Source organism: Demequina sp. NBRC 110052, assembly GCF_002090075.1.
In the GTDB taxonomy this organism is placed as follows: domain Bacteria; phylum Actinomycetota; class Actinomycetes; order Actinomycetales; family Demequinaceae; genus Demequina.
The window spans coordinates 720,328-736,102 of record NZ_BBRI01000003.1 but is presented as its reverse complement, the minus strand read 5'-3'; the positions used below and the strand labels follow the sequence as shown (position 1 = coordinate 736,102).

13 protein-coding genes are annotated in these 15,775 nt (G+C 65.7%); 11 read left to right on the top strand and 2 right to left on the bottom strand.

Features of this window, described 5'->3' with window-relative positions:
* The 11 genes from B7K21_RS10920 to ribB all read left to right on the top strand — a co-directional run.
* The coding region (locus B7K21_RS10920; RefSeq protein ID WP_200806291.1) for an aldo/keto reductase at nucleotides 1–491 on the top strand (491 nt) is incomplete at its 5' end.
* Nucleotides 492–920: 429 nt separating this feature from the next.
* Nucleotides 921–1,826, top strand: coding sequence for a substrate-binding domain-containing protein (locus B7K21_RS10915; protein WP_159448501.1), 906 nt, complete (start codon nucleotides 921–923; stop codon nucleotides 1,824–1,826).
* Between the two features lie 76 nt (nucleotides 1,827–1,902).
* On the top strand, nucleotides 1,903–3,435 hold the full coding sequence (locus B7K21_RS10910; protein WP_084075441.1) for a sugar ABC transporter ATP-binding protein: 1,533 nt from the start codon (nucleotides 1,903–1,905) through the stop codon (nucleotides 3,433–3,435).
* Nucleotides 3,428–4,474, top strand: coding sequence for an ABC transporter permease (locus B7K21_RS10905; protein ID WP_084075440.1), 1,047 nt, complete (start codon nucleotides 3,428–3,430; stop codon nucleotides 4,472–4,474). Before B7K21_RS10910 ends, B7K21_RS10905 begins: the two co-directional genes overlap by 8 nt.
* Nucleotides 4,471–5,493, top strand: a complete 1,023-nt coding sequence (locus B7K21_RS10900) for an ABC transporter permease (RefSeq protein WP_084075439.1) — start codon at nucleotides 4,471–4,473, stop codon at nucleotides 5,491–5,493. Before B7K21_RS10905 ends, B7K21_RS10900 begins: the two co-directional genes overlap by 4 nt.
* A gap of 55 nt (nucleotides 5,494–5,548) precedes the next feature.
* Nucleotides 5,549–6,751 carry a hypothetical protein gene (locus tag B7K21_RS10895; RefSeq protein ID WP_084075438.1) on the top strand — a complete coding sequence of 401 codons (1,203 nt, stop codon included), beginning with the start codon at nucleotides 5,549–5,551 and terminating at the stop codon, nucleotides 6,749–6,751.
* A gap of 64 nt (nucleotides 6,752–6,815) precedes the next feature.
* The gene (locus B7K21_RS10890; protein WP_084075437.1) at nucleotides 6,816–8,231 is read left to right on the top strand and encodes an FGGY family carbohydrate kinase; all 1,416 of its coding nucleotides are present in this window, start codon (nucleotides 6,816–6,818) and stop codon (nucleotides 8,229–8,231) included.
* A 184-nt stretch (nucleotides 8,232–8,415) separates the two neighbouring features.
* Nucleotides 8,416–9,333 (top strand): transketolase, encoded by a 918-nt coding sequence (locus tag B7K21_RS10885; protein ID WP_084075436.1) that lies wholly within the window; start codon nucleotides 8,416–8,418, stop codon nucleotides 9,331–9,333.
* Complete coding sequence (locus tag B7K21_RS10880; protein ID WP_084075435.1) at nucleotides 9,330–10,295, top strand: transketolase family protein; 966 nt, start codon at nucleotides 9,330–9,332, stop codon at nucleotides 10,293–10,295. Before B7K21_RS10885 ends, B7K21_RS10880 begins: the two co-directional genes overlap by 4 nt.
* Before the next feature lie 114 nt (nucleotides 10,296–10,409).
* Nucleotides 10,410–11,381, top strand: coding sequence for a sugar-binding transcriptional regulator (locus B7K21_RS10875; RefSeq protein WP_234989280.1), 972 nt, complete (start codon nucleotides 10,410–10,412; stop codon nucleotides 11,379–11,381).
* Complete coding sequence (gene ribB / locus B7K21_RS10870; protein WP_084075434.1) at nucleotides 11,378–11,998, top strand: 3,4-dihydroxy-2-butanone-4-phosphate synthase; 621 nt, start codon at nucleotides 11,378–11,380, stop codon at nucleotides 11,996–11,998. The genes B7K21_RS10875 and ribB overlap by 4 nt, the downstream gene beginning before the upstream one ends.
* Nucleotides 11,999–12,442: 444 nt before the next feature.
* Here ribB and B7K21_RS10865 read toward each other — a convergent pair whose 3' ends face one another.
* A complete protein-coding gene (locus tag B7K21_RS10865; protein ID WP_084075433.1) occupies nucleotides 12,443–14,923 on the bottom strand; it encodes a lysylphosphatidylglycerol synthase transmembrane domain-containing protein in 2,481 nt (826 codons plus the stop codon).
* Nucleotides 14,924–14,933: 10 nt separating this feature from the next.
* Nucleotides 14,934–15,770, bottom strand: a complete 837-nt coding sequence (locus B7K21_RS10860; protein WP_234989279.1) for a CPBP family intramembrane glutamic endopeptidase — start codon at nucleotides 15,768–15,770, stop codon at nucleotides 14,934–14,936.
* Nucleotides 15,771–15,775: the final 5 nt, after the last annotated feature.

Here is a 15,775-nt window from a genome sequence, read left to right as displayed (position 1 = left end):
CGAGAAGTCAGGATCTCATCGTCGAGACCTGGGAGGCTCTGATCCAACTGCGTGAGCAGGGGCTCGCGAGAGAAATCGGCGTCTCCAACTTCACGCACGTTGATCTGAACCGGCTGGTAGACGCCACGGGCGTCGCGCCGGCCCTGAATCAGATCGAATTGCATCGCTACTTCCAGCAGGCTGACATGCGACGTGCGAACGCCGAGCTCGGTGTGAGGACACAAGCATGGAGCCCCCTGGCGCAGAACAAGTGTCTGGCCGACCCCGTGATCACAGACATCGCCGACAGGTACGGCAAGTCGCCCGCCCAGGTCGTGACTCGCTGGCACATCGAGCTGGGCAACATCGTCATTCCCAAGTCCGTCACTGCGTCTCGAATCCGCGCGAACTTCGAGGTGTTCGACTTCGCCCTGGATGACGGAGACCTTGCCGCCATCGGCGAGCTCGATGCAGGAACCAGGCTTGGGCCAGATCCGGCCACCTTCGGGTAGCCGCAGTGGGATGCCCATCCCACACCACGGATCTAGGACTTCTTACCTAGAGAGCTACGTGGAGTGAACGGGACTGGGCGGTGCTCGCAGCCCATCAAGACAGGCTTTCAGGGCTAAAACCCCTGGTTGCCGACCAGTGACTGGACCTACGAGATGACCGGACAAGTCTTCTGGCGCTCTCCAGGCAGCCATGAATGAAATTGCAACTCCGCTTGACTCTCGTACCCGACGCGGCTACATTTAGAAAACCTATCCAGAACTGCATAGATATGCTGTTCGCTTTCAAAGAGGAGAGAGAACGAGATGCGATCTACGTCACGAGCGACCGGGCTGGCTGCGGCCTTCGCGGTCGCCGCAATTGCCCTTGTCGGTTGCACGAGTGGTTCCGAGACCACTGGTGGAACGGACAACGCTTCCGCTACCGAGTTCGTGGCGAAGTCGCCGCTCAAGCTCGGCTACTCCGTGTACGACCTTTCGAACCCCGCGTTCCAGGAGTGGGAGGCCGGTGTCCGGGCCGGAGCCGAGGAGGGCGGCGCAGAACTGATCGTCGCCGACCAGAAGAGCTCGGAGGCCACCCAGGTCTCTGGTAGCGCCGACCTGATCAACCAGGGGATCTCCGGCCTCATCGTCACTCCCGTGCAGCCTGCGGCACTGCCGCAGACCATTGACCTTGCCCACCAGAACCAGATCCCCGTCGTCATCGGCGACATCGGAGTGGCTGGAAGCTACGACGCATACGTCGTGTCGGACAGCGTCGAGGCGGGCAGGCAGGCTGCCAACTACATCATCGAGCAGTTGACGTCTTCCTCCGAGCCTCCCTACGAGGTGGCGATCATCGAGCTTCACGCAGGCTCGGTTGTCGGCGAGGATCGTGACGCGGGATTCGAGGAGGTCATGGCCGCGAACGGCGACTTCACGATCGTCGCTTCCGTGGATGGCAACGACACCGTCGAAGGCGGCTACACCGCGGCCAAGGACATCCTTGCGGCGAACCCGGACGTGAAGGCCATCTTTGGCACCAACGGCGGAACGGCCCTCGGCGCATCGCGCGCGGTCCTCGAGTCCGGCCGGTCGATTGGCCAGGACGGCGTCGTCATCATCGGAATCGATGGCACCCAGCAGGAGCTCGACGCCATCGCTGATGGAACGCTGTCCGCCACCATTGGCCAGGACTTCTACGGGCTTGGCCGACTCGCGGCGCTGACGGCGCTGCAGCTGCTTGAAGGTGACTCGCCTGCATGGGACGACATCGATGCGAAGACCATCCTGTTCCCGACCCAGGTCGTCACTGCAGACAACCTTGAGGCCTACCTGGAGGCCAAGAACAACCGATGAGCCCATGGGCCCGGGTGGCTGAATTCGCAGTCGCCCGGGCCCGTGACTCTCGACAACAACGTCGCGGAGTGGAGAAATGGCAAACGACAACGTGGTCGATGTCAGAGGGATCGTGCAGACGTACCCTGGCGTCAAGGCGCTCAAGGGCGTCGATCTCAAGGTGGACCGTGGCCAGGTCTTGGGGCTGGTGGGGGAGAACGGAGCGGGCAAGAGCACGCTGATCCGCATCCTTGCCGGCATCGAGTCCCCGGTTGACGGTGAAGTGTGGGTCCGGGGAGAGCGAGTCAACTTCCACACTCCGACGGATGCGCAGCGTGCCGGAATCAGCGTCGTCAGCCAGGAGTTCCGCCTCGTGCCGGAGTTGTCCGTCGCGGACAACATCTTCCTGTGTCACGAAATCAGCGCAGGTGGCGTCGTTCGTGCGAGGGAGACCCGTGATCGCACCCAGGAGCTGCTCGACCTACTCGAGCTCGATGTGGATCCGGGCCGGCTCGTAGGAACCCTGTCTGTCGCGGACCAGCAGATGGTGGAGATCGCGCGTGCGCTGTCCCGTGAGTTCGACGTGCTGGTGATGGATGAGCCAACCGCGGCTCTGAGCGCGCCGGAGGCGCAGCGTCTCCTGGGCATCGTGCGGAAGCTCGCGTCCTCTGGCAAAGCCATCATCTACGTCTCGCACCACCTGGACGAAATTTTCGCGGTCTGCGACGTGATCACGGTCTTCCGGGACGGCAACTCGGTGTGGAACGGGTCAACCAGCAAGCTCGACGAATCCGCACTCGTGGAGCTCATGCTGGGTCGCGAGCCACAGGCATTCGTTCACACGCTGTGTGGCCAGGACTACCACGATGACGATCGTCCGCCACGGCTACGCGTCCGCGAGTTGAGCGCTCCGGGTCTGCGGCGAGCCGTGGACATCAAGGTTCACCCGGGCGAGGTGCTGGCGCTGGCCGGGCTCGCTGGCTCGGGTCGCATGGAACTGATGGGCGCTCTTGCCGGTGATGTTCGTGCCAAGTCCGGCGCAATCGAGGTCGACGGCGTCCCTGTTTCCGTCAGATCGCCCTTCGCCGCAAGGTCTGCAGGCATCTTCATGCTGAGCGAAGACCGCAAGCAGGAGGGAATCGTCCCCCACCTCGATGTGACTGAGAACACGATGATCTCGAAGCCATGGGCAGCGCGCAAGGGCCTGGCGAAATGGTTCACCCTGTCTGGGCTCGAGAACTCGACATTCATGACACTGCGCAAGCGCATGCGCATTCGGGTGCCACACGGCCAGGTCCTGATCGGGAGCCTCAGTGGTGGCAACCAGCAGAAGGTGCTTCTCGCGAGAGCAGTGGAATCGCAGGCACGCGTCATGCTCCTGAATGAACCGACGCGCGGCGTCGACGTCGGAGCGAAGGTCGAGATCTATGAGCTCATCGAGTCTCTTGCCGAGCAGGGCGCGGGGGTAGTCGTGTCGAGTTCCGACATTCCCGAGGTCGTGGCGGTGGCGAACCGTTGTGTGGTGTTCCACGCCGGCCGACCGGTCGGCGAACTCGCCGGGGACAACATCACGGAGGACAACATCACTGCTCTCGCACTCGGGCAGTTCAAGGAGGTGTCGCATGCCTGAGCAAAGCGTTCTCGAGGCAACGACTGTGCCAACCGCTCCCTCAGGAGCCACCAAGCCGCGCAGCAGGCGCGTGCTCGGAAGCGGCGTGATCGACTCGCTGGTCGTCGCCGGACCGCTCGTCGCAATCGTCATCGTGGCGTGGGCAATCGCGCCCAACTTCATGACCGGGGCGAACATCTCGAACATCCTGAGCAACGCAGCGTTGCTCGCAATCGTCGGCTTCGGCATGACGCTTGCCATCACGGTCAGGGGGATCGACCTCTCGGTGGGATCTGCCCAGGCATTCGCCGCCTGTGTCACGGGCATCTCCGTGAACTCACTCGGAGTCGTGCCCGGAATCCTGATCGGATTGCTCGCAGGAGTGGTCGTCGGCGCACTCAACGGCATGTTGGTGACGCTCTTCGCAATCCCCGCCTTCGTCGCAACGTTGGCCACGATGACAGCGATGCGCGGAGTCGCGCTCCTGACGACCGACGGAACGTCGGTGTACATCTCAGATCCGCACTTCACTCAGCTCGCGACACTCTCCTTCGGCGGCGTCGAACTCTCAGTTGTCGTTGCGATACTCCTTGGCATCGGCACTTGGTTCCTCGTGCGGCACACCACACTCGGCAAGCACATTCTCGCCGTCGGCGGGCGGCCGCAAGCCGCCGCCGAGTCCGGCATCCGCGTCTCTCGCGTGCTCTTGGTGGTCTACGTTCTCGCAGGCCTCATGGTCGGAATCGCTGCCGTCCTGCTCTCAAGCCGGCTTGCGGTCGTCAACGGCACGTACGGCGTGGGCCTCGAACTTCAAGTCATCGCAATCGCCGTCCTTGGCGGCACGAGTCTCGCCGGCGGCCGCGCGAATGTCGTAGGAACGGCAATCGCCGCGCTGCTACTGGCCACAGTCAATTCGACCTTGAACCTTCTCAACGTCCCGTCGTACTGGCAGTACGTCGCGGTGGGACTCATTCTCTTGGCCGCACTCAGCGTCGATGGCATTCGACGAATGTCGAAGTCACGCACGGGTCGTGCCTCACAGGCAGGAGGTGCGGCATGAACACCGCAACGGGAACCGCACCGGCAATGCCGGTGCAGATGGAGGAAGAGCCGGCGGCTTCGGTATCGCTGGCTCGGCGGATCGGCACGTTCCTGGCGCGCCAGTATCTCGCCGGAGTGCTGCTGGTGCTCGTCGCTCTGCTCAGCGTCTTTCAGCCCGCCATCATCGGTGCTGGCAACATCAACAGCGTTCTGCTCCAAGCCGCCATCACCGGCGTCTCGGCGTGCGGTATGGCGCTGCTGATCGGGACCGGACTGCTCGACCTGTCTGTGCCCGGTGTGATCGCAATCTCAGCGCTGACTGCCGCGGCCCTGCTGCCCAACACCACCATCGGCGTAGCAATCGCAGGCGCGCTCGCGGTTGGAGCGCTCGCCGGGTTGATCAACGGCGTGCTGGTCGCATATCTGAAGATCGCGTCCTTCATCGCAACGCTCGGAACCCAGTACCTCTTCCTTGGCATCGCCTTCATCGTGACGGAGGGCGGCATCGTCCCCATCGAGTCGTACTACTACCGTTCGATGGCTACGCAGTCTCTGGGCCCGATCCCGGTCTCGTTCCTCGTCTTGCTTGTCGTGGCCGGCCTCGCCTACGGACTTCTCTACTGGACTCACTTTGGGCGTGGGCTGCGTGCCATCGGTAGCAACGAGCGGGCGGCGCGGCTCGCCGGCGTTCCCGTCAGTGCCTTCAAGGCTGCGGCGTTCGTGATCGCAGGCGTCTCGTTCGCAGGAGCGGGCGTCTTCCTGTCGGGGCTGCTGTCGTCGGCGAGCGGAACCATGGCGTTGTCCTTCGAACTCAACGCGATCGCCGCGGTCGTCGTGGGTGGAACCGCGCTACGCGGTGGACGGGCAACCCTCGCCGGCACCGTGGTCGGTGCAGTCCTCTTCTCATACCTTTCGAACGCGCTCAATCTCCTTGGTGTCGCCTCGTACTGGCAGTACGTGCTGACCGGCACCGTCCTTGCCGTCGCTGTCGCCGCTGGATCGCTCCGCCGCGGACCCGAGGCGCGAGGAGCTGACTAGGAAGTCACACACAGCGGAGCACACCACAGCAAGTATCTAGAGAAGGAGCAGTGCCATGTCCACAGAGACAACCAAGGAGACGCTTCGCGCGGTCATCGAGCGGGAAGTCGAGTCCTCCGACGGGTTCCTCAGGCTTGATCCCGCGTACGTGGCGCGGGACTGGATTCCAGCTGGCCGCCGGATCGTGGTGCCCAACGACGAGTACGACGCCGGGGAGAGAGGAACGATCGGCGAGCGCTGGCTCGCATCGACGACCCGAGCGGACAACCGCGTGGGACCCAGTGATGAGGGCCTGAGCTACATCCGACTCTCCGATGGTTCGACTGTGCTCTTGAGGGACGTCGTCGACGCGGCGTTCGACGTGCTGGCGGGGGAGGACTATGCATCGACCCACACCGGCCTGCAGCGTCTGGCCAAGATCTTCGACTACGACGCGCGCGTGCCCTTCCACATTCACCCGCCCATCGAGGAGGCGGTGAAGGTGGGCTGCAACTCGAAGGACGAGGCGTACTACATTCCGCCACAGGACTACATGGGTCCGCACCCCGAGACCTTCCTCGGTCTGCATCGCTCCTTCGAAGGCGGCCACGGTTCCGACGAGCTCGTTGACCATCTCAAGGCTTGGAACTCGGACTCGATTCTCTCGCTCTCGCAGGCATTCCTGCAGCTGGAGGAGCACGGCTTCTTCGTGCCGTCCGGTGTGCTGCATGCGCCTGGCACCGCGATGACGGTCGAGCTCCAGGAGGACTCCGACACCCTGGCGATGCTTCAAGCAGTGAACTCCGGGCAAGAGATCTCGAAGGAGCTGCTGTTCAAGGACATCGGCGCAAGCGACCGCGAGCAGCTTGGCGAAGCCGCGATCCTCTCGTGGATCGACTGGTCCGCGAACGCTGATCCCGACATCTTCGGGTCCCTGCACTTCACGCCTGTCGAGATTGTCAACGCAGATGGCGTCCTTGAGTCGTGGATCTTCTGTGGCACGTCCAAGTTCTCGGGCAAGCGACTGCTGCTCGAGCCTGGTGCCCGCTATGTCGGCACCGAGCAGGGTGTCTTCAACCTGCTTGTCTGGGAGGGGACCGGCACGGTAGGCGGTGTTCCAGTGGTTGGCGGTGAGCCCGGTAGCGACGAGCTCCTCGTCACCCGTGACCGCGCCGCGCAGGGCATCGAGTACGTGAACACCGGCGACACGCCGCTGCGCATCCTCAAGTTCTTCGGACCGGACGTGAACCCGAACTCGCCTGGCGGCGCGCGAGGTTGACGATGAGCGCGTTCTGTCCGACGACGGTATCCGTATCGACGGCCACCCAACTGCGAGCGCAGTCATGTCCGTGATCCTGGCCGTCGACGAGGGCACCACCAACGTCAAGGCGGTGGCGCTTGATCCTGCCGGAACGGTATTGGCGAGCGCGAGCCAGCCACTCGCGATCACCAACACCGCCGTCGGCTGGACCGAGCAGGACGCGCGGGAGATCTGGCAGTCGACCCTTGAAGTCCTTGGGAGGGTCGCCGCCCAGGTCCGCGGATCGGAGATCGCAGGAGTAGCGATCTCCAATCAGCGGGAGTCTGTCGTGGCGTGGGATCGACGTACAGGTGCCCCGACAGGGCCGGTGCTCAGCTGGCAGGACACGCGGACGGCGCGCCGATGCGAGGCGCTTGTGCCAGAACACGGAAGGCGGGTTGCGGAGATCACCGGGCTTCCGCTCAACCCTATGTTCTCTGCGCCGAAGATGGCGTGGCTGCTCGAGCATTCGCCCAATCAGACAATCGTGGGAACCGTCGACTCGTGGCTCGTGTGGAACCTCACCGGGGGCGAGCGTCATGTGATCGAAGCCGGCAACGCGTCACGCACGCTTCTGCTCGATCTCGAGTCGGTCGAGTGGCGGCCGGAGCTGATGTCCATCTTCGGGATCAGTGGCGACGTTCTGCCGTCCGTCGTTGCCACGACGGGCGACTTCGGCCTCACCCGGTGTGCGGGGCTCCCCGAGGGGTTGCCGATCCTCGCGGTGATGGCGGATTCGCATGCTGCCCTGCGCGGACATGGCGGTGGAGATCCTGGCGTCGTGAAGGCGACTTACGGAACGGGAACGTCGGTCGTTCAGGGCACGGGCGCTGAGTTGCGACGTGCCGAGGGTCTTGCGAGCACGCTCGCCTGGTATGACGACGGCCCGGTCTATGCCGTAGAGGGCAACGTACGGTACTCAGGCTCCGCATTGGATTGGACCGCGCGGCTACTTGGGTGTGCGGACGCCAAGGCGCTTGGCGTTCTCGCGGGTGAGGTCATGAGCGCGGACGGAGCTGTTCTCGTGCCAGCCTTCGGTGGACTGGGCGCACCCTACTGGGATGCCTCCGCAGTCGGAATCATCGCTGGGCTCGGTGCCGGCAGCACCGGCGCGCATGTGGCACGAGCAGCCTTCGACGCGGTCGCCCACCAGGTCGCCGACGTTATCGAGCTGATGAGCGTAGGCAGCGAACTGCCTGATGAGATTCGCGCAGACGGCGGTGCGACTGCGTCGACGCTGCTGATGCAGACGCAGGCGGACACCGTGGGCTCGGACGTCGTGGTCGTAGGCGACGCGGATGTCGCACTGCGCGGCGTCGCCGCGCTCGCCTTTGGGCGTATCGGCGTTGCCATGTCGGATGTGGAGCCCTCGCGCCGATTCACCCCCGAGGCGTCGGAGTCTGAACGAGCGGAGGCCCGCCGTTCCTGGGCCGACGCGATCACGAGGTCTAGAGGCTGACTCGCCAAGTAGCGGTCGTGGGCGTAGAGTGAGTGAAAGAAGAATCGGGACTGAATAGAAATGACTACGACCGGAGGATGCGGTGCCGTCGGCGACCGCGCCGTGCCGACTGGCCGGCGATTCGACCGAGAGCCGCGGGTCGTGGGCACGGGTCGTGAGAGCAACGAGAAGAGGAGAGACGGACATGACGGTTGAAGAAGACCTGGTGCCCCAGGTTCATGTGGAGGACGTGCCGAACGATGCATTCGGCGTCATCGGGCGCGTCCCCGAAGGGGCCACGGACGAGGAGGCTGTCGCCCACCTGCGGCGCGCGGCGCGACAGGTACGTGCGCGCGACATTCAGATGGTGAGCGCTGCGGGCCTCGGGCACATCGGAGGGGAGTACTCGGTGATCGACATCCTCGTCACCTTGTACCTCAACTCTCTCAACATGGGACCCGAACTGCTCGGTGACCCGGATCGTGATCGGTTCATCCTGTCGAAGGGCCACGCCGCCGCTGCGCTGTACACGACGCTCGCGGCCGCTGGCTTCATCAACCCGGACGATCTGGGAACGTTCATGCAGCCGAAGTCGATGCTGAACGGGCATCCCGCGCGCACCAAGATCAGCGCGGTCGAGGCAAGCACCGGTCCGCTGGGACACGGCCTGCCGATCGCCGTTGGCACGGCTCTGGCAGGCAAGCTCGACGACTCATCACGAAGGACCTTCGTGGTGACCGGCGATGGAGAGCTCCAGGAGGGCTCCAACTGGGAGGCCCTGATGACCGCGGGCAACCATCGGCTCGCCAACCTCTGCGTCGTCATCGATCGCAACAGGCTTCAGCAGGGAGCCCGCGTCGAGGACACGAACGACCTCGAGCCTCTCGCCGACAAGCTGCGCGCGTTCGGCATGGAGGTGGTCGAGGTCGACGGGCACGACCACGGCGCGCTTCGCAAGGTGTTCGCGAATGTCCCCGCCGCTTCGGGGAAGCCCACTGCGGTGATCGCGCGGACGCAGAAGGGTCACCCGATCTCATTCATGTCCGACAACGTCGCGTGGCACCACAAGGTGCCGAGCGAAGAGCAGGTCAAAGCTGCTCTCAATGAACTGGAGAACTCATGACAACCGCACCTGAGGTCGCACTGAGCGACTGCCGTGATGCTTGGGTCGATGCACTCATCGAGCTTGGCCGCGAGGATGAGCGCATCGTCGCCGTCGTCAACGACTCCGTGGGGTCGAGCAAGCTCAACAAGTTCCAGGACGCCTTTCCGGATCGCGTTGTCAATGTAGGCATCGCAGAGCAGGACATGGTCGGGGTCGGCGCGGGTCTCGCAAACGGCGGGAAGGTGCCGTTCGTGTCCGCCGCGGCATGCTTCCTGACCGCGCGCGCCATGGAGCAGATCAAGGTGGACGCCGCGTATTCGCAACACCACATGGTGCTGGTCGGCCAGAGCCCGGGCATGGCCTATGGCGAACTCGGCCCTACGCACCACTCCATCGAGGACCTCGCATGGCTGCGTGCCATTCCCGGGCTCACCGTGATCGTGCCCGCAGATCCGACGGAGACAGCCCAAGCTGTGCGCTGGGCTGCCCAGCACGATGGACCCGTCTTCATCCGAGTCTCACGCATGGGGGTGCCCGATGTGAGTCCGGATGGATACGAGTTCCAGCCCGGCAAGGCGGTCACGCTACGCGACGGATCTGATGTGACGTTGATTGCTACCGGCACGGTGGTGAGCCGCGCCCTGGATGCGGCCGACGCGCTCGCAGAGATTGGCATCGACGCTCGAGTTCTCAACATGCCGACCATTGCACCGATCGACTCCGAAGCAATCGAGTCCGCGGCGCGCGAGACCGGCGGAATCGTCACCGTGGAAGAGGCCCTCACCGCAGGCCTTGGGGGCGCTGTCTCCGAGGTCGTCGTCCAGCGCCACCCCGTGCCAATGCGCCTCGTCGGTGTCACCGACTTCGCCCCCACAGGCACGGTTCAGTGGCTGCTCGACCACTTCGGCGTCTCGCGTGATGGCATCGCAGCCGCCGCGCGCGAGATCGTCGCATCGCGCAGAACGGCGGCGGAGTGGTAGCACCGTTGCCAGTGGGGGTGCTGGAATGTGCCCGCATCCGGTTGGAGTGAGCGTGCGCGGCCGGACCCTTGTCGCATATGCTTGCAAGCCGGAATGCAGATTTAGGAGTCGCGTGTGTCGAACTATCCCAGCGTGGTCGTCGGGGACGAGCACACGCGCCTGATGGTGCGCATCGCTCGCATGTACCACGAGCAGGGCATTCGGCAGACCGATATTGCCGCCGAGCTCCATGTGTCGCAGCCGCGGGTGTCGCGATTGCTGAAGCGCGCCGGCGAGGTCGGGATCGTACGCACCACCGTCTCGGAGCCAGAGGGTGTCTTCACGGATCTCGAGCGGCGCATCGAGATCTTGTACGGAATCGACGAAGCTGTGGTCGTCGACCCGGGATCTGAGGCAGGAGAGCTCCAGGCGGTTGGTTCGGCCGCGGCCGAGTACCTCGAGACCACCATGGTGGGCGGCGAGCGTATCGGCATCGCTTCGTGGAGCGCGTCGTTGTTGGCCGCTGTGGGCGCATTGAGGCCCTTTCCGAATCGCGTCGCCGAGACCGTGGTGCAGCTCGTGGGAGGCGTCGGCGAGTCACGCGTTCAAGTCGAGGCGACGCGCCTGTTGACCAGATTTGCGGCGGCGACCAAGGCAGAGCCCGTCTTCCTCTCTGCGCCCGGGCTCCTTGCGACCGTCGCAGCAAGAGAGTCGCTCACGACTGACCCTTCGTTCCTCGCGGTCTCGTCGCAGTGGCCCAATCTGACGACGGCGCTGGTGGGTATTGGCACGACCGAGCCGTCGCCGTTGCTTCGCAGTTCGGGCAACGCGCTGGCGGAATCCGATCAGGAGCAACTGCGCGGAGTGGGTGCCGTAGGCGATGTGTGCCTGCGCTACTTCGACGAGGAAGGCGTGCCCGTAGACACCGAACTCGACGAGCGTGTTGTCGGTATCGACTCGACGACCATGCGGTCAGTTCCTCGTCGTATCGGCGTCGCGGCCGGGGCGAGGAAGGCGTCCGCCGTGCGCGCGGCGCTGCGCGGCGGCTGGGTCAATGTCATCATCACTGATGTGGCAATCGCGCGCACTCTGGTGGGCGACGCGTGATCGCCGTGTCGTCATCAACTGTCGAAGCGGCGATCGCCGCGGTCGCCTCGGGCGAGCCGGTCGTGGTCACCGACCACCCCGATCGGGAAGACGAAGGGGATCTCGTTGTCGCCGCGGAGTTCGCCACTCGTGACGTCATCGCGTTCATGATGGACCAGTGCCGTGGCCTCATCTGCGCGCCGGTGACGGAGGAGCGCGCGATACGGCTCGGCCTCGATCCCATGGTTCGCGAGAACACCGAGATGCTCAGGACAGCGTTCACCGTGCCGGTCGATGCCGCTGACGGCGTGACCACTGGGATTTCTGCTGACGACCGTGCCGCGACTATCGCGGTGCTTGCCGATCCCCTCGCTCGCTCGAGCAACCTGGTGCGCCCGGGGCACATGTTTCCTCTGATCGCCTCCCCTGGCGGAGTCAGGGCACGCCGCGGACACACAGAGGCGGCGATCGACCTCGCTGTTCTCGCTGGTCTTTCGCCTGTGGCGGTGATCTGTGAGATCGCAAGCGCGGATGGCACGATGCTCCGAGGTCAGGCGTTGCGCGAATTCAGTGCGAAGCACCATCTGGTTCAGATCAGCATCGACGAACTCGTCGAGCACATGGCAGCGATCGCGTAGCCAGGCGAATCGAGGCCATCGGCGAGCGCGTGGCAGCGCCTTCTCCACCGGTACACCAAGCGTGATCGACGTGCCGTGCTACTGAGGGCGGGACCACCCACGCGAGCGTTGTCTCACCCGTTCGAAATACTCGGCGAGTGATAGTGATCTCTGCGGGCTTGCTCAGAGCTCAGCTTCAAGGCCGCCAATGGGTGGTCCGCGACGGTGGCGGAGAGACCGTCGCGTGGATCGCTCCCGCTGGGCGCACCTGGGTCGTCTCGTTGCTCGACAGAGCCGCGCCGAGCCAGACCTACGACTCAGCGAGCGAAGCTCTTAGGGCCTTGGCCGGCGGAACAGACTGGTTGGCCCATCCGGAGGGTCGTACATCTCGGCAATTGCCAGACTAGTTCGACCACTTTGCCGAGCTAGCGTCCATTGCCAAGATACGGCGGCAACTTACAGCGGCTAGATCTCGCCCCGCTTCTGCAGGTAGCGCATCGCGAGCCACCCGAGCGGGATGCGCAGCCAGTAGGTGATGAGTCGGTAGATGACCACGACGGACGCGGCGACGGCTGCTGGCACGCCCGCACCGGTGAGGCCACCGGTGAGGGCGATCTCGACGGCGCCGAGTCCGCCCGGCGTCGGCACGATGGCGCCGACGGCGTTCCCGAGGAAGAACAGGATCGCCACGTCCACGACCGGGAGGCTCTGACCGAAGGCCTCGAGGGCGGACCAGAAGGCGCCCACGAAGCCGACCGTGAGGATGAGGTTGCCGCTGAGTCCCAGCGCGAGGCGGAGCGGCTGGCCGAGCACCTGGGAGAACCGCGGCCAGGTCTGGCGCAGCATCGGCATGACGCGCGCGGCGGCGAAGGCACGCACCTTCGGCACTGTCAGCGCGGTCGCGATCACCGCGGCGGTGACGCCGACGCCGATGAGGATCGAGGTGCTCGGAAGCTGAGCGAGTGTGCCTTCGGACCCGGTCACGAGCGACAGCACCACGAGGCCGACCACGGTGACGACCACCCCAGAGACCTGGACGAGCGCGACGGTCGCCACCGCGAGCGGCGAAGGGACGCGCCGCTTGGTGAGAAGCCTCAGGTTCAACGCCGCAGGCCCGACGCCCGCGGGCACGGCGATCGCGAGGTAGGCGGCCGCGACCTGCGCGAGCAGTACGCGGCCCCAGGGCAGCGGCACCGGGCTGAAGGCGAGCATCGCGAGCGCGGCACCCACGAAGGAGAGCAGCGACCAGCCGAAGGCGGCGGCGAGCCACCAGAAGTTCGCCTGCTCGAGCGCCGCGAGCACCTCCTGCGTGTTGAACGACGCCAGCACGATGGCGGCGGCGACCACGCCGAGGAAGAGCGTGAGGATGGTGCGCCACCCGAATCGGGTGATGTTCTCCTGCTCGATCTCCGCGTCGGGCAGGCGCTCCACGATCTCCGCCCGCACGTGCTGAAGCGCATGGCTTTCCGAGGCGCGCAGCGCGTGCCGCGTGGCGCGCGGCATCGCGATCATCTGCATGAGAGGCGCGACCTGCTCGAGGTCCTCCTCCGTCATGGCCCGCAGCGCCGCGTCGACGGCGCGCTCCTTGCCGACGATGGGCGACATGAGTGCGATCACCTGCGCCAGGTCGATGCGCTTGGCGAGTGTCGCGGTGGCTACCTCGCCCATCTCCCAGCTCGTGAGCCACACCACGGGCTCGTCGAGATCCTCATCGGTTCCCACCAGGATCGTGTCGGCGGAGAGTGACCTGTGGGAGATTCCGGCCGCATGGGCGTGGGCCACCTGCGTCCAGATGGCGTCCAGCAGGGGATCAGTGACCTCGTCGTCCTGCAGTGAAGCGAGCGGCCGCACCCCTGCGGGACGCTGATAGATGAGGATCATGGTGTCCCGCACGTGGCTCATGCCGAGTACGCGTGCCGTGCGCACTCCGGCGTTGCGGGCGGCATGCGAGACGAGGGCCGTCGCCTCCGCGCTGTGACGCAGCGACACGTCGGCGCGCGCGTTGATGCCGCGCAGGCGCATCGTGTTCCACCACTTCACCAGGAAGCCGGCGGCGTGCTGGTCGCCGTCCAGCGCCACTGCGAGCAGGTGGTGGTTCTCGCGCGTCGTCAGCGAGTACACGCGCCCCTGGCGCGTGCGCCCCATCGCGGCGGAGACCTCGTCGAGCTCCACGGCCGCGAACTCGTCGTGGACGTCGGCGCGCACCAGCTGCTTGGGCTCGAAGCCCGCACGCCGGATGCCGTCGACGAGCGCCTCGCCGTAGGCGCGGTCGGCGGTGGAGCCGATGGACCAGCGCAGCAGAAGGCCCGTCGCACGGCCGATCAGCACGGTGACGAGCGCGGCGGGCAGCGTCACGATGCCCGAGATCACGGCCACCGCGATCGCCGCCCACACCAGGTTCCACGAGACGGAGAGCACGCGATGCGACGAGCGGAGCCCCGCGGCTGTCAGCATCGCGGCCACGGCCGAGATGTAGGCGGGAAGGGACACGGCCGGCTCGCCGTCGGACCCGATCACCGACAGTGACGAGAGCAGCTCCTCCGCGGCGAACGCCAGGGTGGTGGCCGCGGCGATCACGGTGGCGACGAACGCGAGGAATGCCGCAGCCATCGTCTCCAGGATGCGGCGCGGCTCGCGGCGGATCGCCATGTCGATGATCACCACGAGCGGGATCACGATCGTGACGATGCCGGAGAACAGGTTGACCGGAGCCACGAGCAGCCGCTGCAGCACTCGCGCGAATCCGCTGACGTCGCTCTCGATGCCCTCGGTGGTGCCCTGCGCGTACGCGCCGATGAGGAGCACGAGCACGATGCCGAGCAAGGTCCCGATCAGGGCCAGCAGGTCCGTGAACCGGTGGACGCGCGTCTCCGGTGCGTCGACGATCCTCACCTGAGGGGACTGCCTGGCCTCGCCAGACTGGTCCACGAGTGCGTCGGCGGCCATACCGGGCAGTCTAGAGGCCGAGCGCGTCCAGCCAGGAAGCTGGCGCGATCTCCGGCCCGACGAACGCGATGCCGTCCAGCAGCAGGTGTGCCGCGATCAGCGGGCCGAGCCGTCCGCGCCTCACGTACACCCACGCGAACACGACGCCCATGGCGACGTTGCCGAGCGCCATCGGCCAGCCCTGGTACAGGTGGTACGCGCCCCGGAGCAGAGCAGAGGCGATGATCGCCGCCGGCACGCCCCAGCGCAGTTCGCGCAGTCGGTTGACGAGGTAGCCGACCGCGATCGTCTCCTCGAGGATGCCGATGCTCGCCGCGCTCAGCAGCAGGATCGTGGCCGCCCACCACTCGTCGGGCAGACCTGAGGTGTCCACCGTCACAGTCATGCCCAGGCCGCGGCTGACCAGATACAGCACCAGTCCTGGGATGCCGATGCTCGCCGCGAGGATCAGCGCCCAGCCCGCATCGCCGCGCCACTTCGACGCAGGCCCCGTGAGCCCCAGCGCGCGCCACGCCGAACGCCCCCGCTCGGACAGCAGATACAGCACCAGCATCACCGGCATCAGGCGGAAGCCGATCACCAGCACCTGCTCGACGAAGTCGATCCACGCGATGGACGAGCGCGAGCGGTTGAGCGTGGACGTCGTGGAGCTGAGGTCCACAGTCTTCACGTAGTACTCGATGAACTGCGTGATCGCGAACACCGCCGACTGGCCCAGCGACAGCCCCAGCACGATGAGGATCTCGAATCTGAGGCGACGCGGCGTCGGGCCTGCCTGCATGCCCGACGCGGGGGCGGGGCCGGGCGTCGAGGGGAGCCCAGCGTCGGGCGTAGTCTGCGCATCCATCACGG